The organism is Bradyrhizobium aeschynomenes, from assembly GCF_013178945.1.
Taxonomy (GTDB): Bacteria; Pseudomonadota; Alphaproteobacteria; order Rhizobiales; family Xanthobacteraceae; genus Bradyrhizobium; species Bradyrhizobium aeschynomenes.
On the sequence record NZ_JABFDM010000055.1, the window covers coordinates 1 to 304 of the forward strand.

Sequence of the window (304 nt, forward strand, 5' to 3'; positions counted from 1 at the left end):
CGAGCCCGGCGTGCGCGACAGCGTCGTGGTGGCGCAGGAGCTCGGCGGCAGCCGGCAACTGGTCGGCTATGTCAGCGGCGATGATGCGCTCGACGGCGCGGGCCTGCGTGCGGCGCTCGGCGCGGTGCTGCCGGACTACATGGTGCCGTCACGGGTCATGGTGCTGCCGCAACTGCCGCTGACGCCCAACGGCAAGATCGATCGCAAGGCGCTGCCGCAACCGGATGCGCACCCTGCGGATGCGCAACGCGTCGCGCCGCGCAATCCGACCGAGGCCGCGCTCGCAACGATCTGGGCCGAGCTG

General features: G+C 72.4%; 1 protein-coding gene. It reads left to right on the forward strand.

The window, feature by feature from the left end; genetic code table 11:
- A partial coding sequence (locus HL666_RS33945; protein ID WP_172185816.1) for an AMP-binding enzyme occupies positions 1-304 on the forward strand: 304 nt, incomplete at both ends.